The organism is Stenotrophomonas sp. As-7 (genome assembly GCF_030291015.1).
In the GTDB taxonomy this organism is placed as follows: Bacteria; Pseudomonadota; Gammaproteobacteria; order Xanthomonadales; family Xanthomonadaceae; genus Stenotrophomonas; species Stenotrophomonas lactitubi.
Genome location: NZ_CP127405.1, coordinates 1,158,466 through 1,172,724 on the forward strand (window position 1 = coordinate 1,158,466; position 14,259 = coordinate 1,172,724).

A 14,259-nucleotide genomic window follows, 5' to 3' on the forward strand; every position below is an offset into this window, starting at 1 on the left:
GGGCGCGCGGCGGCAGGCAGGAGGTGGGTTCTATGGAGCCGAGCCATGCTCGGCTGGCCGGAAACGCAATCAGGCGCGCGGCAACGGCCGCAGGGCGCCTCAGATGGCGCGCGGTGCCGGAGGTGCGTGGCCGGGATTCAGGCGCAGCGAGGGGTCGTGCAGCTGCCAGCGCAAGGCGTCGGAGTGCCACAACGGAATGTGGGCCACCAGCGCAGCACGCGGCGGGGCTGTGCCGGCGCAGGGCGTACCGCCTTCACCATCCACCGGAGGTTCCGGGGCGGGGGCGGCGTGGTGCGGGCATTCATCGCCGGAAGGGGCCGGCAGCGGAGCGACCTGCTCGATATCCTGCAGATGCGCCTGCCAGCCAGCGTTGGCGGCGTGGCCACCGCCGCGTCCTTCGTGCAGCGCCGACCAGCCCAGCAGCAGCGTCAGCAGCGCGGCCACGAGCAGCGGCCACCCCTGACGGGCGAGCTGGCACAGCGTGGCGGAGGGCGCGGACGAAGCCATGGCGCAGGCGGGGGCATTACGAAGATGTTACGTAGGATAACATCAACGATAATGATTCGCATGTACGGGCCCGGCATCCGGTTCCGGGTGGCCCGCAGGGCCCCTGAAAGGCCCCTCAGACTGTTTCCAGTAGATCCACCCCATGGGTGGATGCCTTGAACTTCAATCGCGGTCGTCGCGCGTCCACACCGCGTCGTGCTCGCGCTTCACCGGAAACTTCGGCACCGCCGTATAGGCCGGCGCACACAGGGCGCGGCCGTCACGCACGTCGAAGCGGGCGCCATGCAGCACGCATTCGACGCTGCCTTCGGTTGTGTTGAACTCACCCGAGGACAGCTCGAATTCCTCATGCGTGCACTGGTCTTCCAGCGCGTACAGTTCGCCGTCGAGGTTGAACACCACGATCGGCGTACCGGTCACTTCGTCGAACACGCTCTTCATTTCGCCCGGCAGCAGTTCGGCGCCGGCGCAGACAAAGGTCCAGGCCTCGCTCACGCGGTGGCTCCGGCCAGTGGCTTTTCCAGGATCTCGAAGCGCAGGTCGTCGCGCTTGGGAATGCCGAAGCGTTCGTCGCCATACGGGAACGGCTTCTTGATGCCGGTGCGCTGGTAACCGCGGCGCTCATAGAAGGCGATCAGTTCATCGCGCACGTCGATCACCGTCATCTGCATCACCGGCACGTTCCATTCGCGTGCGGCATGGGCTTCGGCGGCGTCCATCAGCTGCTTGCCGACGCCACCGCCCTGCTGGGCCGGGTCGACCGAGAACATGCCGAAGTAGCCCTTGCCGTCGACATCGGCGACGTGGGCGCAGGCCACGAGCTGGCCGTCGCGTTCGGCCAGCAGGATGGTCGAGCGCGGGCGGTCCAGGTCGCCCTGGATGCCTGCGGCGTCGACGCGGGCGCCGTCCAGCAGGTCGGCTTCGGTGGTCCAGCCAACGCGGCTGGCGTCGCCGCGGTAGGCCGAGGTGACCAGGGTGATCAGGGCGGGGATGTCGGCCGACGTGGCGGCGCGGAAGGTCAGGGTGCTCATGCGGGCATTTTAGGTGGCGTGGGGGCAGGCGGGGAGGTTGCTGATCTGGCTGGCTTTGCCAAGTGTGTCCGATACGCCTTGTTGACACGGCCTTCATTTTTCATTCATAAATGAAACAATGCCCGCCCACCGTGTTCAAGCGTGTGGTTGTCTGCCGGAGTGGGCAACGTCCGATCTGAGCATCGACAGTGGCGCGATGTGGGCGGGGCTCTCAAGGAAGGTCGATCCAGGGAGGATCTTCATGCAAGCATGGCTCATTGCTCATCCGCGCGCGGCAAACGCCATCAAAGGCCTGCTTCTGACAGCACTGGCCTTCTGCGTACTGGCACCGGTTCCCGCCTCCGCCCAGATCGTGCCGACTTGGCGTCAGGAATATGACAAGCGCTTGAAGTACGGCGACCTGGTCGAACCCTTGAAGGGCGAGATCTTTGGTGAGCAGGTGAACCTGTATGACGGTTCGATCAGCTTCAAGGCCACGGATATTTCGATTCCGGGCAACGGCGGGCTCGCGATTTCGCTCAGCCGCAGTTACGGGGACGTCAGCGGCAGTGCAAACGACAAGGAGTATGGAAACTGGGATCTGGACATCCCATCACTTTCAGGCACATATGGAGACCAGCCCGAAACCGCGGTCGGCGGGCATTGGACACCAAGCGCACGTTGCTCGACAGTTTCCGCTCCCCCGTCGTTGGATGTATGGAACTACAAGCATACCCAGACCATCAGTTTTGCCCCCTACACCTATTGGGAGGGAGTAAGGCTTTCGCTACCCGGCGGAGGCGGTGAAACCGTCCTTGCAGGCAGCGGAGACGCGCGCCAGCCCATGCCGCAGGTTGGCGCGGCGACGCCTTGGAATACCAAATCGGGGTGGTTCTTCTCCTGCCTCAGTTCGCTCAAGAGTGGTCAGCCGGGCCAAGGTTTCCTGGGGCACGCGCCAGACGGAACCAAGTACTACTTTGACTGGATGGTGGCGCGCGAGAACGAGTCTGCTGTTCTTCAGCCCTACGACACGATCACCCATGCCACCCTGAAGCGAAAAAAGGTCTTCCTTTATCCTTCGCAGGTCGTTGATCGTTTCGGCAACTGGGTCCGCTACGAGTGGAGTGGTGGGCGATTGGATCGAATGGTCGCCAACGATGGGCGCAGCATCAGCCTTTCCTATGATTCCCAAGGGCGCATCGCATCAGCGGCGGCAGCGGGCCGAACCTGGACATATGGTTATGCTCCGACCGGTGTATTGCAGTCGGTCACCTTGCCGGATGGGACGGCTTGGGGCTACAACCTGCCGCCGGTCTATGTGACGAAGAAGTACCAGGAGTACACCGGGCAGCCCGTGAGTGACTACATGGAAACCCCGGCCCTCTGCGCGAAGACGAACAAGATCGTGCAGACGGAAGTTACAGCCTCCATCACGCATCCATCCGGTGCGGTGGGAACCTTCGTCTTCCGGCCGTTCCGGCATGGGCGCAAGAACGTGCCGTTCAATTGCCAGACATCAGGCGATGAGCAGTTGCTGGCTGATGGTTGGAATCTCACGCCCATCTATCGTGACGCGATGTCGCTGGTTGTCAAAACCATCAGTGGCCCCGGCATGCCTACGGCTCAATGGAACTATCAGTATACAAATCTGGGGTGGGAGTACGACAGAAGGGTCCACGAGGCTGGGTGGCCGATGATCCCGGTGGGGCAGGCGGAACCAAAGATAACGATTGAAACCCTGCCGGATGGGGTCATCCGGACATACGAATTCGGTAAGGAAGTCGGCTACAACGACGGTCTACTGCTGTCCACGACCACCAGCTCTGGCGGCGCGGTGGTTCGCACGGAGCGCAACAACTACTACCCGGACGCGCAGCTTGCCAGCGCACCGTTCCCGCATGAGGCAGGACGGAATCTCAAATACGGCGCCAGGGAGTTGGGTGAGCACCTGAATCGCCCAGTGCAGAGCACAAGCGTGAATCAGGATGGCGTGCAGTTCACCCGTACGGTGCAGAGCTTTGACGCCTTCGTCCGCGAAGTCACCGTCGTCGAAGCGAATTCCGCCGGACAGAGCCGTACCAGCACCACGACCTACTACGACAATCCGACGCTATGGTTGAATGGCCAGGCCGCGCGCAGTGTCCTCAATGGTATTGAGCAGTCGCGCACCGAGTTCGACACCGCCACTGCGTTGCCGCTGCGCGCCTATGCATTCGGCCGCCTGGCGCAGCAGGTGACCTATGCGGCCGATGGTACTGTGGCGTCGGTAGCCGATGGCCGCGGCAACACCAGCCATCTGTCAGCATGGAAACGCGGCATTCCGCAGCAACTGCGGCTGCCAGCCACACCTGAAGCGCCCAACGGTGCGGTGCGCACTGTCGCCGTCGACGACAACGGTTGGATCACCTCGCTGACCGACGAGACCGGCGCAACCACCAGCTTCAGCTACGACAGCATGGGGCGCCTGCGCAGCCAGCAGTTCCCGAGCGGCGACAGCGTGAACTGGAATGGCGTGACCATGGACCTGCAGCGGCTGGGCGGTGCGCAGCTGGGGGTGCCTGCCGGCGCATGGAAACACTCCCGCACGCAGGGCGGGCGGCGCACGGATACCTATCTGGACGCCATGTTCCGGCCGGTGCTGGTGACCGAGAACGCCAACAACGTGCTGGACAGTGCCGTGGTGACCCGCTACGACACCAGTGGCAAGACGGTGTTTGCGTCGTATCCGACGCGGCAGTTCTCCGATATCAATGCTGCACTGGCTGGTACCACGACGCAGTACGACGCGTTGGGGCGCCCTGTCGTGGTCAGTCAATCGTCCGAGCTCGGTGCATTGGCCACGCGCACCGAGTACGTGGGCAATCTTTCGGTGAAGGTGACCAATCCCCGTGGCCAGTCGACCACAACACGGCACCTGGCCTATGACCAGCCGACCTACGAAATGCCCTTGGCATTGCAGCACCCGGAAGGCGTAGTGACCGAGATCCAGCGCGACGTACTCGGCAAACCGCTGGCGATCACCCGTCGCAGCGCCGACGGCAGCCAGGCGCTGACCCGCCGTTATGTCTATGACGGTTATCAGCAGCTGTGCAAGACCATTGAGCCGGAAACCGGGGCGACGGTGCAGGACTACGATGCTGCCGGCAATGTTCTGTGGTCGGCTGCCGGAACGGGTTTGACCAGCACCACCGACTGCAATCGCACCGAGGCGCTTGCCAGCGGGCGCGCGGTGAAGCGCAGCTATGACGCCGCCAACCGCCTGTCGACACTGATCTTCCCGGACGGCCGTGGAAACCAGATCTGGTCCTACACGGCGGACGGATTGCCGGTCGAAATCAGCACGCAGAACGACCCGGCCCGGCCGACGGCCGTCAACCGCTACCAGTACAACCGTCGCCGCCTGCTCAGCGGCGAAACCCTGCAACATCCGGACTTCGGCAATCTGAGCCTGGCCTATGGCTACGATGCCAACGGCACGCTGGCCAGCAACACTTACCCGGGTGGGCGTGTGGTCAGCTATGCGCCAGATGCACTGGGTCGAGCGACCACTGTCGGCGGCTATGCGAAGGAAGCCAGCTACTTCGCCAATGGCGCGCTGGCGCGTTTCGTGTATGGCAACGGAATCGTGCACACATTGACCCAGAATGCCCGCGGCCTGCCGGACCGCAGCCGCGACGCCACGGCCGCGGCTGCGGTCCTGGATGACAGCTACGACTACGACGCCGGTGGCAACGTGATGGCCATATCGGATGGCCTGCCCGGCGCGCCCGGCAATCGGGACATGACCTATGACGGATTGGACCGGCTGCGCGCGGTCACTGCGCCGGGCTTCGGCAATGCGCTGTATGAATATGATGCGCTGGACAACCTGCGTCGGGCCAAGGTCGGCAGCCGTGATCGTACGCATTACTTCGATCCGACCAACCGCTTGGTCAACGTGATCGAAACCGGCACCGGGGCAACCGTAACCGGCCTGGGCTATGACGTGCAGGGAAACCTCTCGGTGCGCAATGGTCAGACCTTCACATTTGACTACGGCAACCGGCTGCGTGCGGCAGGTACGGCAGAGAGTTATGAGTACGACGCCCATGGGCGTCGAGTGAAAGCCAGCGCAAGCGGCACGGGCGCGATCTATTCGTTCTACGACAACGGCGGCGTGCTGCGTTTCCAGCGCAACGAGCGTACCGGCAAGCAGACAGACTACCTCTACCTGTCCGGCAGTCTGGTTGCCCAGGTGCACGGTGAGGCCGCGCCCAGCGTTCCCGCGCTGAGTGCGCCGGGCTACATCACCCAGGGCAGCGTGAATCTGACCTGGAGCCTGGCTGGTGGCGCCAACCGCTACGAACTGCAGCGTGCCTTGGCGGGCACGTGGAGCAAGATCTTCGACGGCGCGGCGCAATCGTTCACCAGCACTGGCCTGGTCACGGGTACCTATCAGTTCCGGGTGCGCGGCTGTCGCGCGGTGTGCGGCGGATGGAGCAACGTTGCGTCAGTGGCTGTGGCGTTGGCGCCGTCCACGGTGCCGACCTTGAACGTGCCGGCCACGGCCTTCAATGGTAGTTACAGCGTGGGTTGGTCTGCGGCTTCCGGGGCCGAGCGTTATGAACTGGAGGAAAGCGCCAATGGCGGCGCATGGACCCAGGTGCACAACGCCATCGGCCAGTCCAAGGCCTTCAGTGGGAAGGGGGCAGGCAGCTATAGCTACCGGGTTCGGGCGTGTAATCCGGTGGGATGCACGGGATACAGCGCAACTGGTGCAGTGACGGTGGTCTATCCGCCTGCGAGTGCTCCGGGAGTATCAGCGCCGGCTCGTTCGGCGCCCGGCAGCATTGGCATCGGCTGGAACGGGATTGGCGGGGCTGACCGTTACACGTTGCAGGAAAGCACCAATGGCGGCGGTTGGGTGACGTTGGCGGACGCACACGTGGTGTCCTTTGCAACCCCCGCGCGGGGAGTGGGGAGCTACGCCTACCGCGTCGCGGCCTGCAACGGAGCAGGCTGTGGGCCATGGTCAGGGTCTGCAATGGTTGCCGTGATCGGCGCGCCGACGATCGAGCCGGTGATCAGCGCTCCGGGGCTGGTGAATGTGCCGCAGTACAGCTTCAGCTGGTCTGTGCCTGCCAACAGCGAGAGCTTCATCCTGGAGGAGAGCGCCAACGGCGGTGGTTGGACGGTGGTGCATAACGGAGGCGCGAACAGCTTTGGTGCCAGCCGTGGAAAAGGCAGCTATGCCTACCGGGTGAGAGCCTGCAACTTTGCGGGGTGCAGCCCCTACTCGGGGATTGCGACGGTTGTCGTCGCACTTCCGCCGGGAACGCCCCATTTCTATCTGGCCGAATGGCTGACCACCCGCAAGGCGCCCTATCAGGTGCAGTGCTCGGTGGGTTGGAACCAAGTGGCCGATGCCACCGAGTTCCAGCTTGAGAGCGGCGGCGGCGGCAAGCGACTGTACACCGGGCCCAAGGCTTATGTGAGCGCCAATGGTGCTGCCTACTGCGCCGGTGACTACCGCGTGCGCGCCTGCAATGCAGGCGGCTGCTCGCCATGGTCAGCCGATCATCCCGTCACCCAAGGTGTACTGAGCTGGGACTAAGCCATGAATGGACTCTCTTCGCTGTTGATTCAGGTGGTACTCGCGGTGGTGGTGCTGGCGGCCTGTATGGCGCCGGCTACCGCCCAGGAAGTGGTCGAGTACATCCACACTGACGCACTGGGGTCACCGGTGGCGATCACCGATGCCAGTGGAAATGTCATCGAGCGTACGGTGTACGAGCCGTATGGTGAGGTGGCTAACCGGCCGTTGAAAGATGGGCCGGGATACACGGGGCATGTGACGGACTCTGAGACCGGGCTGAGTTACATGCAGCAGCGGTACATGGATCCGGCGTTAGGGACTTTCCTGAGCGTTGACCCGGTAACGGTTGAAGGGGGCGATATGCGCCACTTGAGCCGCTACGCCTACGCTTACAACAACCCCTACAAGTTCACAGATCCGGATGGGCGCTGCCCCCAGTGCTTGTGGGGTGCGCCAATAGGCGCAGTTGTGAACATCGGTGTTCAAATGGCTATGGCGGAAGGGTCGGTGGGCGAAAGATTCTCTCAAGTAAAATGGGGGCAAGTTGCTGTCGCAACAGTGGCTGGCGCGCTAAGTGGTGGGGTAAGTGCCGTTGCAAGCACCGCTGCCACTACCGGTGGAACCATTGCTGCAAACGTGGTTGGAAATGCAGCCGTCGGTGCGGTTTCAGCCCAGGCAAATGCCCAACTTGAAGGTAAGACCGCTTCTGTATCCGAGGTTGCGAAGGGCGCCGCCTTGAGTGGAGGAACTGCTGGCTTAGGGGCAGCTGTTTCTGCAGCGCCTGGCGTAGCGGCTAGAAGTGCGAGTGCTGGAATGACACAGACTGAGCGAGCTGCGACAGGAAATCTGATGCAGGGTATAAAGGAGGCCACTCCTGGGTTTAAGTACTCCAATCCCGTCCAAACAGCGGCCAATGCCGTCGGCGCGGCGGTCAGTTCATCAGGCGATCTGGAGCCACTTGTAAACGATAAGTTGAAGTAGGAAATGAAGAGTAAATTGATCCTGAAGGGCGTTGCCGTCTATTACGCGAAAGCTGCTGTTTTCACGATCGCCAGCTATGGGTTGCTGCGTCTCGTGTACGGGCGTACAGGGATTTCATTCATTGAATGGGCGCTCATACTTCTGGCGGCGTTTACAGTGGGTTACATACCTATTTTCGTTGGCTTGCTACGCGGGAAGAGTTCCTAGCAGCCTTAATGCAGAAGCGGCAAGTCCGCCCAGTGTTTGCCGCCCTTTAAGGATACTCTGAACTATCATTTCGGTAGCGCCGGCCGCATGAGAGAAAATCACGGTACACGTTGAGAAGCTATCCATGCAGCTGACATTTGGTGATGCTGAGCGCCTGGGCAAGCGCAAGCGCAAGCAGACCCGGCGCGTGATCTGGACCGGCAAGATGCGGCGACGGACTCTCTACTTCTCGGCGAAATCCATGCTCCGCTTGATGTCTGATTCCTACGGTTCCCCGGTACAATGCCACGTGCCGCTTTGGGGGAAGTGGCGCTGGATCTGGAAGACTGAAGTGACAGATGGCCCTTGGATGAATACTGTCCATGAGCCTGCAGCAATGCGCAGCGCTTGTACTTTTTCATGCTTGAAGGGCATGCGTTGATCGGGGGGACACGCAACCGCCGCCCGGGGGGCATGTGGTGGCATGGACTGCAGCTTGCGAGACCAGGATCCTCCCCGGCCTACTGCCGCGGCAGACGTCACCGGATTGATCGCGGAGGTCTTGTCGCTGCACAGTGGCAGATCGGGCAGCTGACGTTTGCGGTCTTGGTGCTGCAGCTCGGCATAGTCAGCCGACAAAAAAACGCCACGGTGTCCCGTGGCGTTCGCAACTTTCCGGTTGTTACCGAGGCCTCACCCCAGCAACTTTCTTACCTTCGTCAACGCGGTCATGAACCGCTCGATCTCTTCATGCGTGTTGTAGAACGCCAACGACGCACGGCAGGTCGCCGCCACGCCGTAGTACTGCAGCAGCGGATGCGCGCAGTGCTGGCCCGAGCGCACGGCCACACCTTCCAGATCCAGCAGGGTAGCCAGATCGTGCGCATGCGCGCCGTCGATCAGGAACGACACCACCGCTGCCTTTTCAGGCGCCTCGCCGATGATGCGTAGGCCATCGACCCGACGCAACTCTTCGGTGAAGTGCGCCAGCAACTCAGCTTCGCGCGCTTCCACGTGGTCCAGGCCGACGTTCTGCAGATAGTCCGCCGCCACGCCCAGGCCGATGAAGCCGGCGATGTTGGGGGTGCCGGCTTCGAACTTGTGCGGGGCATCGTTGAACACGGTGCCGTCGAAGCTGACTTCCTTGATCATCTCGCCGCCGCCCAGGAACGGCGGCATCGCGTCCAGGTGCTCGCGGCGTGCCCACAGCGCACCGGTACCGGTCGGGCCGCACATCTTGTGGCCGGTGATGGCGTAGAAGTCGCAGCCGATGGCGGTGACATCGACTTTGCGGTGGGGTGCGGCCTGCGAGCCGTCGACCACGGTGACGATGCCGCGTTTGCGGGCTTCGCGGCAGATCTCGCGCACCGGGTTGATGGTGCCGAGCACGTTGGAGACGTGGGCCACGGCCAGCAGCTTGACCTCGGGGGTCATCGCCGCGCGCAGCGCGTCCAGGTCCAGCGCGCCGTCGGGGGTGATCTCGGCTACGCGGATTGTCGCGCCGGTGCGCTGGGCCACCAGCTGCCACGGCACGATGTTGGCGTGGTGCTCCATGCGCGACACCAGGATCACGTCGCCGGCCTTCAGCCGCGGCAGGGCCCAGGAGTACGCAACGAGATTGATCGCGAAGGTGGTGCCGCTGCACAGCACCAGGTCGTTGCTGCGCACGTTGAGGAAACGGGCCAGCTTGTTGCGCGCGCCCTCGTAGGCGTCGGTGGCCTCGGTACCCAGCGCGTGCACCGCACGGCTGACGTTGGCGTTGTAGCGACGGTAGAACTCGTCCACTGCGCCGATCACCTGCACCGGCTTCTGGCCGGTGTTGGCGTTGTCGAAATAGACCAGCGGCTTGCCGTGCACTTCGCGCATCAGCAGCGGGAAGTCCAGGCGCACGCGCGCCCAGTCGGGGGCGTCGGCGGGTGCTTCGATCGGTCGCGGGGTGGACAGGTTCATGCCACGCCCGCCTCGGCCAGCGCCTTGTCCAGCCGGCGTGCCAGCTGTTCGCGCAACGCTTCGGGCAGCACCTTCAGCGGCTCGTGGCAGAACGCGGCGCTGAGCAACGCCTGCGCCTGGGCCTGCGGCAGGCCGCGCGAACGCAGGTAGAACAATGCGTTGGCGTCGAGCTGGCCGACGGTGGCACCGTGTGCGGCCTTCACTTCGTCGGCGTCGATCACCAGCGTCGGCTGGGTATCGATCTCGGCGTCGGCCGACAGCAGCAGGTTCTTGTTGGACAGGTTGGCGTCGGTGCCATCGGCGCCGGCACGGATCTGGATGCCGCCATGGAACACCACGCGGCTGCGGTTGGCGGCCACGCCACGCCACTGCAGCTCGGCGCTGGTGTCGCGGGCGATATGGTCGATGCCCAGACGGGTATCGACGTGGCGACGGCCGGTGCCGAGCAGCACGCCATTGGCGGTCAGCTGGGCGTTGTCGCCTTCCAGACGCACGTTCAGTTCATGGCGGCTGAGCGCGGCACCCAGCTCCAGGTCCACGCGGTGGTACTGCGCGTCCTTGGCCAGTACCGCGTCGGTGCGCAGGAAGCTGGTCTGGCGCGCGTTGCCGGCCTGCACGCGGGCGTGCTTGAGCACAGCGTCACGGGCGACGTGGGCGTGCAGCACGGTGTTGTCCAGATGCGCCGAGTCACCGACGCTGAAGCGGTGCTCGACCACGCCCAGGCTGGCGCCGGCACGCAGTTCGATCAGGTGGCGATGGTGCCAAGCCAGGTCGGTGTCGCCGGCGACGCTGGCGAACACCAGCTGCAGTGGTACCTCGACCTGCACGCCGTCGTCCACGCGCAGCACCACGCCTTCATCGGCGAGGGCAGCGTTGAGGCGGGCGAACACTTCGTCGCTGCGCTCGTAGCGGCGGCCGAGGAAGCGCACGGCGTCCTCGCCAGCGGCCAGTGCGGAAGACAGCGTTTCCAGCTGCACGCCGGCCGGCAGGCCCTGCACGTCGCTCAGCGCGTCGTTGAGGCGGCCATTGACGAACACCAGGCGCGGCGCCGGGATGTCCTCCAGCACGGCGGCATCCAGCAGCGCCGGGGTCAACGGTGCGGCCGCAAAGCTGCGGCGCTCCAGCTGGCGCAGCGAGGTGTACTTCCAGCTTTCGCTGCGTGCGCCGGGCAGGCCGTCGCGCAGCACGCTGTCGAGCACTTCGCGGCGCGCATCGCTGCCGCAGAAGGCCTGGGCCATGGAGTCGAGCAGGGCGCTCATCAGACCGCCGCCTCGGGCACGACCCGGTCCTTCAGGAAGTCATAGCCGTGCGCTTCCAGTTCCAGCGCCAGTTCCGGGCCACCGCTCTTGACGATGCGGCCATCGGCCAGCACGTGCACCACATCCGGCTTGATGTAGTCCAGCAGGCGCTGGTAGTGGGTGATGACCAGGAACGAGCGGTCGGCGCTGCGCAGCGCGTTGACGCCGTCGGCCACGCTCTTCAGCGCATCGATGTCCAGGCCCGAATCGGTTTCGTCCAGGATCGCCAGCTTCGGCTCCAGCACGGCCAGCTGGAAGATCTCGTTGCGCTTCTTCTCGCCACCGGAGAAGCCTTCGTTGACGCCACGGTGCAGCAGTTCGTCCTTCAGGTGCAGCACGGCCAGCTTCTGCCGTACCAGCTTGAGGAACTGCATCGAATCCAGTTCTTCCTCGCCGCGCGCCTTGCGCTGGGCGTTGAGCGCGGCGCGCAGGAAGTAGGTGTTGTTCACGCCGGGGATTTCCACCGGGTACTGGAACGCCAGGAACAGACCGGCAGCGGCGCGCGCTTCCGGGTCCTGGTCGAGCAGGTCGACGCCTTCGAACTGCACGCTGCCTTCGGTGACCTCATAGCCGTCACGGCCGGCCAGGACATTGCCCAGGGTGGACTTGCCGGCGCCGTTGGGGCCCATGATGGCGTGCACCTGGCCGGGCTTCACGTCCAGGGACAGGCCCTTGAGGATTTCCTTGTCGCCGATGCGGGCGTGGAGGTTTTCGATCTTCAGCATGGTGGGGGTTTCCGTGGTGCGGGCCGCGGCCCGCCGGTAAAAAGAATGCGTTGTGCGAGGGCAGGGCGGGCGATCAGCCCACCGAGCCTTCCAGCGAGACTTCCAGCAGCTTCTTGGCTTCCACCGCGAACTCCATCGGCAGTTCGCGGAACACCTGCTTGCAGAAGCCGTCGACGATCATCGACACCGCGTCTTCCTGGCTGATGCCACGGGCGCGGCAGTAGAACAGCTGGTCGTCGGAGATCTTCGAGGTGGTGGCCTCGTGCTCGACGGTGGCGCCAGGATTCTTCACCTCGATGTAGGGGAAGGTGTGGGCGCCACACTGCTTGCCGATCAGCAGCGAATCGCACTGGGTGTAGTTGCGCGCGCCGTCGGCATTGCGGTCGATCTTCACCAGGCCGCGGTAGGTGTTCTGGCCGCGGCCGGCGCTGATGCCCTTGCTGATGATCTTGCTCTTGGTGCGCTTGCCGACGTGGATCATCTTGGTGCCGGTGTCGGCCTGTTGGCGATGATGGGTCAGCGCCACCGAGTGGAACTCACCGACCGAGTCGTCGCCCAGCAGCACGCAGGACGGATACTTCCAGGTGATCGCCGAGCCGGTCTCGACCTGGGTCCAGGTGACCTTGCTGCGCGCGCCACGGCATTCGGCACGCTTGGTGACGAAGTTGTAGATGCCGCCGACGCCGTTCTCGTCGCCCGGGTACCAGTTCTGCACGGTGGAGTACTTGATCTCCGCATCGTCCAGCGTCACCAGTTCGACCACCGCCGCATGCAGCTGGTTCTCATCGCGCATCGGCGCGGTGCAGCCTTCCAGGTAGGACACGTACGCCTTCTCTTCGCAGATGATCAGCGTGCGCTCGAACTGGCCGGTGTGGCCGGCGTTGATGCGGAAGTAAGTGCTCAGTTCCATCGGGCAACGCACGCCCTTGGGAATGAACACGAAGCTGCCATCGGAGAACACCGCCGAATTGAGCGCGGCGAAATAGTTGTCGCCGACCGGCACCACGGTGCCGAGGTACTGGCGCACCAGTTCCGGGTGTTCCTTGATGGCTTCGGACATCGAGCAGAAGATCACGCCCTTCTCGGCCAGTTCCTTGCGGAAGGTAGTGCCCACCGAGACCGAGTCGAACACCGCGTCCACCGCTACGCCGGCCAGCTTGGCGCGCTCGTGCAGCGGCACGCCCAGCTTGTCGTAGGTGTCCAGCAGTTCCTTGGGCACGTCATCCAGCGAGGCGTACTTCGGGCCCTTCGGCGCGGAGTAGTAGCTCAGCGCCTGCAGGTCGATCGGGGCGATCTGCAGCTTGGCCCAGTTCGGCATCGGCATGGTCAGGAAGTGGCGGTAGGCGTCCAGGCGCCACTGCGTCATCCATTCCGGCTCTTCCTTCTTGGCCGACAGGGCGCGGATGGTGTCCTCGTCCAGGCCGGCGGGAAGGGAGTCCGACTCGATGTCCGTGATGAAGCCGGCCGAATACTTGCGGCCGAGCTGCTCATGGATCTCGCGGTTGGGGGTGTCGTCGCTGGCGACGGTTTCGATGGTTTCGGTGGCCATGGGGGGGCTGCCTACGGATCAGGAGACGACGTCGACAGCGATGGTGCGGCGCTGTTCTTCGTCGACAAGGGGAAGAGGGGGCAGGATCTGCGCCAGGCTGACATCGCGCAGGGCCTCGGAGACCACGTCGTTGATCAGCCGCCAGCTGCTGCGTGCGCCGCACTTGGGCGCCATGCCGCACTGGTGGTGGTCGTGGCTGCACTCGGTCAGGGCCAACGGCCCTTCCATGGCTTCGACCACTTCAAACAGCGAGATCTCGATCGATGGGCGGGTCAGCCGGTAGCCGCCGCGGACGCCGCGCAGGCCTTCGACCAAACCGGCCTGGGCCAGTGGCTTGAGCACCTTGCTGACGGTGGGCGGCTCCAGACCGGTGAATTCGGCCAGCTCGGTGGCACTGAGCACCTCGCCCGGACGGGCGGCGAGCACGGTCAGTACGACGGTGGCGTAATCGGTGAGCTTGGTGACGCGCAACATGGGA

12 protein-coding genes are annotated in these 14,259 nt (G+C 64.1%); 4 read left to right on the forward strand and 8 right to left on the reverse strand.

Annotation, left to right across the window (positions count from 1 at the left end; genetic code table 11):
* Nucleotides 1-99: 99 nt before the first annotated feature.
* From QP457_RS05410 to QP457_RS05420, 3 genes are all read right to left on the reverse strand, one after another.
* Nucleotides 100-507 carry a hypothetical protein gene (locus tag QP457_RS05410; RefSeq protein WP_205405032.1) on the reverse strand — a complete coding sequence of 136 codons (408 nt, stop codon included), beginning with the start codon at nt 505-507 and terminating at the stop codon, nt 100-102.
* Between the two features lie 162 nt (nt 508-669).
* On the reverse strand, nt 670-1,002 hold the full coding sequence (locus tag QP457_RS05415) for a non-heme iron oxygenase ferredoxin subunit (RefSeq protein ID WP_088101588.1): 333 nt from the start codon (nt 1,000-1,002) through the stop codon (nt 670-672).
* Nucleotides 999-1,538: a GNAT family N-acetyltransferase gene (locus QP457_RS05420; protein WP_099819290.1), complete on the reverse strand. Its 540-nt coding sequence runs from the start codon at nt 1,536-1,538 to the stop codon at nt 999-1,001. Before QP457_RS05420 ends, QP457_RS05415 begins: the two co-directional genes overlap by 4 nt.
* Before the next feature lie 241 nt (nt 1,539-1,779).
* Here QP457_RS05420 and QP457_RS05425 point away from each other — a divergent pair, with 241 nt between their 5' ends.
* From QP457_RS05425 to QP457_RS05440, 4 genes are all read left to right on the forward strand, one after another.
* On the forward strand, nt 1,780-7,110 hold the full coding sequence (locus QP457_RS05425; RefSeq protein ID WP_205405031.1) for an RHS repeat protein: 5,331 nt from the start codon (nt 1,780-1,782) through the stop codon (nt 7,108-7,110).
* 3 nt (nt 7,111-7,113) lie between these two features.
* Nucleotides 7,114-8,073: an RHS repeat-associated core domain-containing protein gene (locus QP457_RS05430; RefSeq protein ID WP_205405030.1), complete on the forward strand. Its 960-nt coding sequence runs from the start codon at nt 7,114-7,116 to the stop codon at nt 8,071-8,073.
* Nucleotides 8,074-8,076: 3 nt separating this feature from the next.
* The gene (locus tag QP457_RS05435; RefSeq protein ID WP_205405029.1) at nt 8,077-8,280 is read left to right on the forward strand and encodes a hypothetical protein; all 204 of its coding nucleotides are present in this window, start codon (nt 8,077-8,079) and stop codon (nt 8,278-8,280) included.
* Between the two features lie 124 nt (nt 8,281-8,404).
* Entirely contained in the window at nt 8,405-8,701 is a 297-nt protein-coding gene (locus QP457_RS05440; RefSeq protein WP_205405028.1) for a hypothetical protein, read from the forward strand.
* A 251-nt stretch (nt 8,702-8,952) separates the two neighbouring features.
* On the opposite strand, the gene QP457_RS05445 is transcribed toward QP457_RS05440, so the two are convergent.
* The 5 genes from QP457_RS05445 to QP457_RS05465 all read right to left on the reverse strand — a co-directional run bounded on the left by QP457_RS05445 (nt 8,953) and on the right by QP457_RS05465 (nt 14,255).
* Entirely contained in the window at nt 8,953-10,209 is a 1,257-nt protein-coding gene (locus QP457_RS05445; protein WP_100435925.1) for a cysteine desulfurase, read from the reverse strand.
* Complete coding sequence (gene sufD, locus QP457_RS05450) at nt 10,206-11,468, reverse strand: Fe-S cluster assembly protein SufD (protein ID WP_205405027.1); 1,263 nt, start codon at nt 11,466-11,468, stop codon at nt 10,206-10,208. Before sufD ends, QP457_RS05445 begins: the two co-directional genes overlap by 4 nt.
* Entirely contained in the window at nt 11,468-12,232 is a 765-nt protein-coding gene (gene sufC, locus QP457_RS05455; protein WP_100551762.1) for a Fe-S cluster assembly ATPase SufC, read from the reverse strand. The genes sufD and sufC overlap by 1 nt, the downstream gene beginning before the upstream one ends.
* Nucleotides 12,233-12,305: 73 nt before the next feature.
* Nucleotides 12,306-13,781, reverse strand: coding sequence for a Fe-S cluster assembly protein SufB (sufB, locus tag QP457_RS05460; RefSeq protein ID WP_099819294.1), 1,476 nt, complete (start codon nt 13,779-13,781; stop codon nt 12,306-12,308).
* A gap of 18 nt (nt 13,782-13,799) precedes the next feature.
* Entirely contained in the window at nt 13,800-14,255 is a 456-nt protein-coding gene (locus QP457_RS05465) for an SUF system Fe-S cluster assembly regulator (protein ID WP_025873978.1), read from the reverse strand.
* Nucleotides 14,256-14,259: the final 4 nt, after the last annotated feature.

Bases quoted from the DNA above. Each gene is read 5' to 3' on its own strand.
- QP457_RS05425 (WP_205405031.1), top strand. From the start codon at position 1,780: ATGCAAGCATGGCTCATTGCTCATCCGCGCGCGGCAAACGCCATCAAA.
- QP457_RS05410 (WP_205405032.1), bottom strand. From the start codon at position 507: ATGGCTTCGTCCGCGCCCTCCGCCACGCTGTGCCAGCTCGCCCGTCAG.
- QP457_RS05420 (WP_099819290.1), bottom strand. From the start codon at position 1,538: ATGAGCACCCTGACCTTCCGCGCCGCCACGTCGGCCGACATCCCCGCC.
- QP457_RS05435 (WP_205405029.1), top strand. From the start codon at position 8,077: ATGAAGAGTAAATTGATCCTGAAGGGCGTTGCCGTCTATTACGCGAAA.
- QP457_RS05430 (WP_205405030.1), top strand. From the start codon at position 7,114: ATGAATGGACTCTCTTCGCTGTTGATTCAGGTGGTACTCGCGGTGGTG.
- QP457_RS05440 (WP_205405028.1), top strand. From the start codon at position 8,405: ATGCAGCTGACATTTGGTGATGCTGAGCGCCTGGGCAAGCGCAAGCGC.
- sufD (WP_205405027.1), bottom strand. From the start codon at position 11,468: ATGAGCGCCCTGCTCGACTCCATGGCCCAGGCCTTCTGCGGCAGCGAT.
- QP457_RS05445 (WP_100435925.1), bottom strand. From the start codon at position 10,209: ATGAACCTGTCCACCCCGCGACCGATCGAAGCACCCGCCGACGCCCCC.
- sufB (WP_099819294.1), bottom strand. From the start codon at position 13,781: ATGGCCACCGAAACCATCGAAACCGTCGCCAGCGACGACACCCCCAAC.
- QP457_RS05465 (WP_025873978.1), bottom strand. From the start codon at position 14,255: ATGTTGCGCGTCACCAAGCTCACCGATTACGCCACCGTCGTACTGACC.
- sufC (WP_100551762.1), bottom strand. From the start codon at position 12,232: ATGCTGAAGATCGAAAACCTCCACGCCCGCATCGGCGACAAGGAAATC.